14 protein-coding genes are annotated in these 9,978 nt (G+C 39.6%); all 14 read right to left on the bottom strand.

Features of this window, described 5'->3' with window-relative positions:
• A partial coding sequence (locus Q0507_RS06115; RefSeq protein WP_298713904.1) for an RNA methyltransferase occupies positions 1–409 on the bottom strand: 409 nt, incomplete at its 3' end.
• A 57-nt stretch (positions 410–466) separates the two neighbouring features.
• The gene (locus tag Q0507_RS06110) at positions 467–1,027 is read right to left on the bottom strand and encodes a hypothetical protein (protein ID WP_221741825.1); all 561 of its coding nucleotides are present in this window, start codon (positions 1,025–1,027) and stop codon (positions 467–469) included.
• An 11-nt stretch (positions 1,028–1,038) separates the two neighbouring features.
• Entirely contained in the window at positions 1,039–1,470 is a 432-nt protein-coding gene (locus Q0507_RS06105) for a DUF350 domain-containing protein (RefSeq protein WP_004698434.1), read from the bottom strand.
• 10 nt (positions 1,471–1,480) lie between these two features.
• Complete coding sequence (locus tag Q0507_RS06100) at positions 1,481–2,551, bottom strand: hypothetical protein (protein WP_298713898.1); 1,071 nt, start codon at positions 2,549–2,551, stop codon at positions 1,481–1,483.
• A gap of 102 nt (positions 2,552–2,653) precedes the next feature.
• Positions 2,654–3,961 (bottom strand): glutathionylspermidine synthase family protein, encoded by a 1,308-nt coding sequence (locus Q0507_RS06095; protein WP_298713895.1) that lies wholly within the window; start codon positions 3,959–3,961, stop codon positions 2,654–2,656.
• A gap of 14 nt (positions 3,962–3,975) precedes the next feature.
• Positions 3,976–4,548, bottom strand: a complete 573-nt coding sequence (locus tag Q0507_RS06090) for a hypothetical protein (protein ID WP_298713891.1) — start codon at positions 4,546–4,548, stop codon at positions 3,976–3,978.
• Between the two features lie 44 nt (positions 4,549–4,592).
• Positions 4,593–5,639 carry a DUF4178 domain-containing protein gene (locus Q0507_RS06085; protein WP_298713888.1) on the bottom strand — a complete coding sequence of 349 codons (1,047 nt, stop codon included), beginning with the start codon at positions 5,637–5,639 and terminating at the stop codon, positions 4,593–4,595.
• Positions 5,636–6,457 (bottom strand): tRNA (guanosine(37)-N1)-methyltransferase TrmD, encoded by an 822-nt coding sequence (trmD, locus tag Q0507_RS06080; protein ID WP_298713885.1) that lies wholly within the window; start codon positions 6,455–6,457, stop codon positions 5,636–5,638. The genes Q0507_RS06085 and trmD overlap by 4 nt, the downstream gene beginning before the upstream one ends.
• A gap of 114 nt (positions 6,458–6,571) precedes the next feature.
• Complete coding sequence (gene rimM, locus Q0507_RS06075; protein ID WP_005387340.1) at positions 6,572–7,069, bottom strand: ribosome maturation factor RimM; 498 nt, start codon at positions 7,067–7,069, stop codon at positions 6,572–6,574.
• Positions 7,069–7,476 (bottom strand): YlqD family protein, encoded by a 408-nt coding sequence (locus tag Q0507_RS06070; RefSeq protein WP_298713882.1) that lies wholly within the window; start codon positions 7,474–7,476, stop codon positions 7,069–7,071. Before Q0507_RS06070 ends, rimM begins: the two co-directional genes overlap by 1 nt.
• A gap of 14 nt (positions 7,477–7,490) precedes the next feature.
• The gene (locus tag Q0507_RS06065; protein WP_004695567.1) at positions 7,491–7,718 is read right to left on the bottom strand and encodes a KH domain-containing protein; all 228 of its coding nucleotides are present in this window, start codon (positions 7,716–7,718) and stop codon (positions 7,491–7,493) included.
• A gap of 21 nt (positions 7,719–7,739) precedes the next feature.
• Entirely contained in the window at positions 7,740–8,003 is a 264-nt protein-coding gene (rpsP, locus tag Q0507_RS06060) for a 30S ribosomal protein S16 (RefSeq protein WP_004695565.1), read from the bottom strand.
• A 60-nt stretch (positions 8,004–8,063) separates the two neighbouring features.
• Complete coding sequence (gene ffh / locus Q0507_RS06055; RefSeq protein ID WP_298713877.1) at positions 8,064–9,416, bottom strand: signal recognition particle protein; 1,353 nt, start codon at positions 9,414–9,416, stop codon at positions 8,064–8,066.
• Entirely contained in the window at positions 9,406–9,741 is a 336-nt protein-coding gene (gene ylxM, locus Q0507_RS06050) for a YlxM family DNA-binding protein (RefSeq protein ID WP_004695559.1), read from the bottom strand. Before ylxM ends, ffh begins: the two co-directional genes overlap by 11 nt.
• Between the last annotated feature and the right edge of the window lie 237 nt (positions 9,742–9,978).

The raw sequence follows: 9,978 nt of genomic DNA, 5'->3' as shown, positions 1-9,978 counted from the left end.
CTAACACAGGGCGCCCCTCATTTTCAAGATGTTCGCGCATCCGTGCATAGGAAATTGTATTATCATAAGTTCTAGCATCGGTAGTTGCTACGATAGGTTTTACCCCTTCCAATTCCTCGATAGTACGCACCGCAACAGCGATAGAATTAACGAGTTCAACGCCTGTGAAAGCATCTTTTCTGTCCGGATTATAGGTACTACCAAAGCCTGACTTCCAATGTTCCATAATGGTAGCTGCTAATTCTCGTTGAGCCGGTATATTATGAATCACAAAATATTTAGATACATCATAGGTGATAGATGCGCGTGCAATATCGTGAATATCATAATTGGTAATGGCCGTCGTTATCACATCTTTATGCTTATTCATAATCGGATAATGAACGAGCCCAATATATAAATTTGCCAATGCTAAATCTCCTGATTTCTAAACAACTGCCATCAACATATAGTGTCATCGCATCCATTATGAAGCACTAGACCGTGCACCAGCACTGCCAAAGCCAGACTTTTGCCCTATAGATGATGCTTTCTTACTTCTATTATTCTCATAACTACGAAAGCTTCTTCCACCTCCATAGCCATGTATAGTTGATCCTGATGACGTATATTCATTAGGTTGTTCATACGGTTTTAATGGCGATACCGTGCGATACGTCATAGTTCGTCCATCCATACGTGCCGTAGGAGGATTAAACCCATGAAACATATAATACCCAGCTGCAATAGTTGGTAACAAACTTGCCAAACCAGCATCCCACACTAAGTTTCCACCATTATCACGGTGAAAGGTAACTGAACGATTATCGTCATACAAGGCGGTTTCTTTTCCATCGCCATGGTTTAAAAGAGAATACCGATTACCTTGACTATCCTTTAATCGAACCTCCCCCTCATTTGCCTCTGGATAAACCTTATCACACATAGCATAGGAGATATCGTTCCAGTAGGAATACACACCTACAAGACCAGCAACTGCGGCGAAAGCACCTGTAAGGTATATGGTTTTCTTACTTGGCTTATACATAAAACGCTCCCTTAGTGCACAGCACCGCTAATAACAAGAGCAAGACCAACGAAAATGCCAAATACAAGAATACCAGCCGCTGTATTACCACGCATAATTTCTTCGGATAATTTATATTTACGATGCCAAATATTGATAAACATATAGCCCGTTACAAATAGTATAATACCTAGCACAGCGTATACAACACTGGCTACAATGCCATGTAACAGGGACGTATCAGCCGTAGTCACGGCTGGTGACATAATAACAGCGCGCAAAATTTCACCGATACCGATAAATGATCCCGCTGAAAGCCACGCCACAGCACAATTACCACGCTTAATTTCTTCACTAAATTTTCCAGGCACAAAGAAATCGATAACCGTGTTCGCTGTCAACATCAGCATAATGCCAAAACAAGCATAAAAAATTGTCAATAATACATCTGGTATATAAATCATAATAAGCCTCCTAATAATATAATTTTGTATTGGATGTGTTGTTAGAGTTGCTGGTAGGATACAATCGTTCGCGTCCCGTATTATCCCCTAGTCGAACCATGGTCGCATAGTTATCGAGTATATGAGAGCTGATTAATGTACGATCAATAATTTTCCAATCCTCTTGTGTTAATTTTGATTGTTCACATACCTTAACCCTAGTTTGTCCATCCGTATTAGTGATGAGATACACCAAGTCCCCAGAATAAAATACAATAACTTCATGTCCCTCTTCTAAGTTATCCCGCTCATTCTTAATATCACCATTCACAGAATCAATCAAGTCTAATGCGGTACTAACAGGATCCAGTGTAGACGTGTATACATAGTCGCTATCCGAATCTGTTTTTGTATAATATGCAGATGTGTCATGCATATGTTCTTTTGCCGTGTAAGGCACTCCAAACATAGCGCGTATACTATGCCAAGACAAATCATTGTCCGACCAAAATAGAAATAGTAAAAATAGTACACCATACCCCACACCAACAGCAATAGATCCAAACCTCTTTTTCATTGATTTGTTACGCATCTTTTGCTTAATAGCTTGAGCGGCTGCATCATTACAAAGACGAATGTTCACCAAGGGTACTCGTGATCCTTCGGCAAACATTTTTTTACCTTCAAACCACTCTTCTTCAAAGAATACACTAGCACCACCTTCACAAGGTAGCTGATATTCTCTATATCCTGCGCGGTCCCCTACGGAGGCACCACTTTCACCATCCACATCGACAACCTTTTCTAAGCCGATTTGATGTAATGTAAAATCTTTCTCCGGCCGTGTATGAAAGGATGTTCTAGATACGGTACACCATTCATTATCATTGTACTCAATGGTTAACCATATTTTATCGATTCCCTCAACAGCCTCTAGTCCATATTCATGCCAATAATCACCTGGTGATTTTGTCATAGACGGCTGGCCCCTATAGGATTGTTCCTTATCTGCTTTTGGAATAATCTCTATATATTTAATTTTCTCAGTGATTACATAACGGCTGCCATGAACCTCTAAGACATCATAACAATTAAATTCCATACACACCCTCGCTAAAGTAGACATAAGCACGACTGCTGCTAAATACACCTATTATCATTCGTTTGCCCATACTATATGGTCACAAATTTCATAGTATTTCGCTTACTCTATTAATAATGGTACAAAGTATGCTTCTGTACCAGCTATCTCTTCCGGAGAAAAACGGCATCCTACCGCGGAAGCTTGATCACCAAGCATAAAACAGGATAAGGTTAAAAATCCATCTTTCACTCCACAATCCACTGTATGAGTAAAACGTTTCTGCTGTATAAAATCTTGATACATAACCTTTTTACTATCACGACAAATGATATCGTCATAGTTATCAACTAGCTTTTCCATGTAAAGCTCAGATGTATCACCATGCTTTTGAACAACTTGTACATGTCGTCCTTCACGGCCCCAAATCTCCTTTTGAATATAAAGGCCATCATCAAGAGAGGAAAAATCATTTTCAAAATAGGATGGTGCCAAATAACGCTCGATGATATCTCGATCAGGTTTCGTAAAAAATTGATCTGTTAAATACAATGCATATACTAAGGACATAAAGGATTTGTTTTGTAAAATAATTGCCTCTGGCGGATTAAAAAGATCAAATCTATTCTCCTCGTAAAGATCTAAAAACATCTCACCCAAAGGTTCATTATCTGGTGTTTGTTCATCAATTAAAAGTTCCATAGGATGCAATCGATACAATAGAGTCGCATGACTACCATCTTCTAAAGGAACGCCCTCATCATCAATCTTCATATCATAAAAGGATATGAATCGCATGTCTGCCTCAGGACAGGCTTTTTTTAATTCCTTCATAAGGAATTGTGTTGTACCGTAGTCTTCAAAATAATCATGAAAACAAGAGAATACAAAGGGATCCTTAGGTAGGCTCTCTCTATTTGCCCGCATAGATTCATATTGATTTCTACCATACTTAGCAGATAAAACAGCATCATACATGCGCGTTAAAAATGTATGTAATTCTTTTCGGCATTCTATATTAGGATGTTTTCGTCCTACATAGTTAGCTGCAACTTCATTGGCATAATAGCTTTCAATAAGAAAACATGGCGTATCTGCATTAAGTTCTACCATCCGCAAATTGCCATTTACATCGAGAACAAAATCAAAGCGTGATAACCACGTCGGCAACCCTAAGGCATTCGACTTATGTAAATAAGGAATTAAATTGTCTGGCATATCCATATTTCGAGCAAAGTCATCTGGTGCCATTTGAAATACTTTTGCAGCTTTACAAAATATTTGAAATAATCTACGTGAAGCATGGCGAATTTCATCGTAAAAGTCGGATGAAAAGGCTTGCATAGACAAGGAAGGATACCGATCATCATACCCTTCATATTCCACGAAATTAAATATCTTTCTATCAAGCTCATCAATATAGGATTTCATTGTTCATCCTTTCATTAAGAGGCACCGCTCGAAGTTCGAGCCCCTACACTGCCAAAGCCATACTTTTCACCAATTCTATGTGCTCGATTACTCGTTTTAGTATGGTAACGATTTCTAGTCATTTCATTAATAGTTCTAGCTACTCTTGCACTATTAGATTTACTAGCGCCTGTATTTACATCAAAAGGTGTAAGTGGCGATGTAGCACGATAGGTCATACTGGGTGCATCCATATATGCCGTTGGAGCTGAAAAGCCATGAAACGCATAGTAACCTACCGCCAAAGTTGGAATCAAACTGGCTAAGCCTGCATCCCATATAATATTGCCTTTCTCATCACGATGAAAGGTAACAGATTTTTCTGCATCATCATAGAGCGCAGTTTCTTTTCCATCACCGTGATTAATCAAGGTATAGCTTTTACCTTCATCATCAACGAGCCGTACTTCACCATTATTTAATTCTGGTTTGACCACATCACATAGAGCATAGCTAACATCGTCCCAATACGAATAAGCACCTGCTAGAGCTGCTATAGATGTAAAGGCTATGGCTATGTAAACAGTATTCTTACTTGGTTCATACATATAATATTCCTTCGTTTGATTTCGTAACTGAAATCAATACTATATCAATCTTTTATTATATTTGATAACGTCTTACGCCCCTGCTTATTCTTTAACTCCACCATATACGCATATCGTAACAATATTTCACTGTCATTTCTAATAGTCGCTATACGTCTATCCTCCGAATCTGACAAGTTTTTTAATTGCCCCACTTCAACATACGTAGTGCCATTAACCACACTAATAACAGATACATCTTTAGTCGTATAAATGACAATCCACTGCTCAGGGGATTTAGTATCTTGTTTAATGGTATAAACCTTGCCATACACAGCATCGATAAGATCGATAGCCGTTGCATTTGGATCTTGCTTTGACGTATATACCATCAAACCGTCTTTTGTACCTTGCGGTTCATAATAATAGGAATCTTTAATGCGCTCTTCCATGGTATATGGGAATCCTACTTCATCACGCAATTCATGCCAAGACATATCTCCTATAAACAAATACCCCAAAAAGAATAAAATGATTCCCCAACTCAGACCCAATCGTGTCCATTCTTTTCTGCGAGCTGCATTACGAATCTTTTTACTCGCTGCTTGAGCATCCTGATCTCGCCGTCGATGTACATCAGACAAACGAATCCGCTCACCTTGAGCCTGATCCGTCAAACCACCATGCCAGTCCTCAATAAAGAATACATAGGTTTTATCCTTTTTAATTGATCTATATTCTTTATAATCTGCTTCGTCACTACTTCTAGCCTTCGATTGCCCCTCCACAGCTACGACACGTTCTATACCTTTATCATGTAGTCTATATCCTGCAGGAGGGGTTGAACGTAAAACTGTTTCAGAAAAAGTGCAATATTCTTTTTCACCGTTTACAATGGTAAGCCATTTTTTATCCGTCCCATTAACGGGCATAAGACCATATTCGGTCCAAGACTGAGCTCCTTTGGAAACACCTAGTTCTTTTTTATAATTTTCATCATTAAGATCATAACGTATTATTTTATCAACGATAAACTCTTGATAAGAAATGACCTCCCCGACTACATATCGTTTTCCCTGAATCTCTACAACATCATAACACTTAAATTTCATAGCCTAGACTCTTCTGCAACAATTTCTTTTAACAGTTTAACTTCCTCTTTTGTTAATGACCGTTCCAATAAATCAGGCCTTAATAATCGTGTTCGTTTTAACGCTTCCTTTTGACGCCATGCGGCAATATTTTTATGATGACCACTACGCAATACCTCCGGTACAATCCAGCCTCTAAATTCTGGTGGCTTTGTATATTGAGGGCATTCTAAAAGAGGCTGATAAAAAGAGTCCTCTTGTGCTCCGCTAGCTGCACCTAACACACCTGGAATCATACGAGCTACCGCATCAGCAACTACCATGGCTGGCAACTCACCACCAGTCAATACATAGTCACCAATAGAAATCGTTTCGTCTACAAGATGTTCCTCTACACGGTAATCTACACCTTCGTAGTGACCACAAATGAGGATCACTTGATCGTAGGTAGCCAATTCACGAGCCTTCTCTTGTGTGAAAGGCTGACCTGTAGGCCCCATAAAGATAATGCGGCGTCGTATGCTTTCACTAGGATTACCAATAAGGCTCATTTCATCGCATATATCTGCACTATCCATAGCATAGGTCGCATTAATATCATTATCATATCGAGAAATAACAGATTCTACAGCCTCAAAAATTGGCGGCGCCATCATGAGCATACCAGCCCCACCACCATAAGGCGTATCATCTACTTGTCCATGCTTATTATGACTAAAATCTCGAGGGTTAGTTACGCCCATAGTCAAACGTTCCGCCTCGATAGCTCGTTTTATGATGGAATGGCTAAAAAAAGCATCAAAAAACTCTGGAAATAAAGATACGATATCGATACGCATAAGCCGCCCCTTGTACATTCAAGTTTACATTAAATCATTATCTACATATAGCTATATTATATAACTTTTACCATAATATACCTATATTTAGATAAAGCAAAACCGCCCAACGGACTATATCCATTCAGGCGGATCTACGATCATCAATTTATTTTCCACATCGATGTCTTTAACGACCTCTTCAATGGCTGCAAATAATTGATCAGGTTCCCCATCTTTGGAAACCACATATACATCATTAGCTCCAGGCTGTAATACATCAGTAACCGTGCCAAGGACGTTACCTTTAGTATCTTGTACCTCAAGACCAATGATATCAAAGATGTAATAGCGACCTTCTGGCAACTCTACTAAATCTTCACGACGAACTTGAATTGCTTTCTTACTGAATAGTTCAGCCGTATTGCGATCAGGAATTTCCTTAAAAGATGCTAAAACAAATTGCTTGTGAAATCGTGCGGATGCAACGTGGTATTCTTTACCATCGATGTAACAGGCATCCATATGCATAAACCGTTCTGGAAAATCGGTTTGTGGCATAATACGAAGATCACCCCGCACGCCGTGCGGGGCGATGATAACACCTATTGTGATGAAATCGTTATGCTTCATTATTGACGAAACGCAACGATTTTACCGTCTTCTAATAGGATTTCAGTGCCCATCAAGGCATCCAAATCATCCCCAATTTTAACGGTAACTGTTTGCTCTAATGTGCCTTGCGGAATTTCAGTTCCCAAAGACAAACTTTGAGCCTCTTTCAATTTAGCTGTTACTTCTTCTTTGAAAGCCAAGCGTTTATTTTTCTCTTCGTCGATTTGTTGACGAATAGCGGTAAGACTTGTTGCATCAACTTTAGCTGCATCAGCCAAAATACGTTGGGCTTGAAACTCAATTGCTTCCAAATCTTTATTTACCATATCAAGGCGAGTTTCAAGATCGGATACAATTTTCGCTTTCAAGTCGTCTGTTACTTTTGCTTTTACTGCTACAGGGACACGTAATGTCATTTCTTCCATTGGAATACTCCCTTTTAGACAATATCAACAGATATCTTTTTGTTCTCTTTAATAGCCGCCGCTTTCACCACAGATCGAATCGCTTTTGCAATTCTACCTTGCTTTCCGATGACTTTGCCCATATCCTCTGGGGCTACATGAAGTTCGTAAACTTCAACATTCCCCTTTTGGACCATGGTAACAGAAACGGCATCAGGCTGCTTCACTAATGATTTCGCAATTAATGAAATTAATTCTATCATCACAGTATGCCTCTCTATTAATTACTTTTTAGCGTCTGCAAATTTTTGCATAACGCCTTGTTTTTTGAACAAGGAGCGAACAGTGTCAGTAGGCTGAGCACCTTTAGCTAACCAAGCCAAAGCTTTTTCTTCGTCTACATTAACGATAGCTGGTTGTTTAGTAGCATCATATTGACCAATTGTGTCAACAGGACGACCTTCACGTGGAGCACGTGCGTCAGCAACTACGATACGGTAGAAAGGAGCTTTTTTAGCACCTAAACGAGTCAAACGAATTTTTAACATTGTGAAATTCACCTCCTTATACTGATGTAAATGGACAAGTTCAGCGCCCCTGCCCATGTATTACATAAACGGTAATTTAGGCATTCCAGGGAATCCGCCCTTACCGCCACGTAAACCTTGCATGCGCTTCATCATCTTCCGCGCTTCTTCAAATTGTTTCAACAAGCGATTTACATCTTGTACCTGTGTACCAGAACCTAAAGCAATACGCTTGCGGCGAGAACCATTAAGAATACTTGGATTTTCTCGCTCTGCCGCCGTCATGGATGTAATGATAGCCTCGATACGACGCACCTCTTTACTATTCAAATCAAGGTCCTTTAATTGATCCTTAATTTGTCCCATGCCTGGCAACATGCCAATAATATTTTGTAATGGCCCTAACTTTCGCACCTGGTTCATCTGTTTTAAGAAGTCATCCAAGGTGAAATTGTTTTTCGCCATTTTCTTTGCCATTTCACGAGCTTCTTCTTCATCGATGGCGCCTTGTACATTTTCAATCAATGTTTTAAAGTCGCCCAAATCGAGAATACGAGAAGCCATGCGGTCTGGATAGAATACATCAAAACCATCCATTTTTTCGCTCACACCAGTAAACTTGATTGGCAAGCCGGTTACAGCTTTGATAGACAATGCGGCACCACCGCGCGCATCACCATCGAGTTTAGTAAGGATAACACCATCAACACCTAATTTTTCATTAAATGTTTGTGCTGTAGTTACCGCGTCTTGACCAATCATAGAGTCTACAACGAGTAGAATTTCATGAGGTCGAACAGCCGCTTTGATATTAGACAACTCATCCATGAGGACTTCATCAATTGCCAAACGACCTGCTGTATCGATGATAACAACATCTTTCAGCATATGCGTGCTTTGCTCTACGGCACGACGCGCAATATCTACTGGATTGGCACTAGGTGTTTCATCCGCAAATACTGGAATATCAATTTGCTTACCTACTACTTGCAACTGAGTAATCGCAGCTGGGCGATATACGTCGGCAGCTACGAGCATCGGACGCTTACCTTGTTTGCGTAGGTATACAGCTAGTTTACCAGCAGTTGTAGTTTTACCAGCACCTTGCAAACCAACGAGCATGATAATCGTTGGAGGCTTGCTGGAAATCATGATACGACTTTGCGTACCGCCTAAAAGAGCTGTTAACTCATCATTTACGATTTTAATAACCGTTTGAGCTGGATTCAAGGAACCGAACACCTCTTCACCAAGGGCCTTTTCCTTAATGGACTTAACAAAGTCCTTTGCTACCATAAAGTTAACGTCCGCTTCTAATAGAGCCGTACGTACCTGACGCAACGCAAGATTGACATCATCTTCTGTAATTTTGCCCTTCCCTTTTAAGGATTGAAAGGCTTCTTGCAGTTTTTCTGACAAGCTATCAAATGCCATAATATCCCTCCATTTGCGCCAATACTTGTTGCACCTTAGTTTCAGCTAACACCTCTTTAGGCAAGGTTGCTTTCAACTGTGAAAGCAAGCCTTCCCGTTGTTCATATTGTGCCACCAAGTGCAATTTAGATTCGTAATCATTTAAAATGTGTCGAGCACGCTGTAAATTATCGTGTACAGCCTGTCGTGATACACCTAATTCCTCAGCGATCTCGCCAAGAGACATATCATCTTCGTGGTGAAGTTGTAAGGACATGCGTTGCTTGTCCGTCAATAATGGTCCATAGAAATCTAAGAGCAAACTTATGAGTACTCGTTCTTCCATTTCGCCACCTCCATCACTGTCAAGTCATATTACTTTACATATACTACAGCATATAAAAAGATGTGTCAAGTAGAAATACTTAACACACTTAATTAATTACTGTAGTACAGAAGAAACACAGATATATAAGCTTCTCCCTACTTCCTTAAATACACTACAAGGCTATAAGCTAAATTACTACCTTAAAATAGTCACTCTAAACAAATTTTATTTAGTAATCAGTGATAATTATTTCTA

This window comes from uncultured Veillonella sp. (assembly GCF_938010505.1).
Lineage (GTDB): Bacteria > Bacillota > Negativicutes > Veillonellales > Veillonellaceae > Veillonella.
Note: the sequence above shows the minus strand (reverse complement) of the source record. Positions and strands in the feature narration are given on the sequence as shown.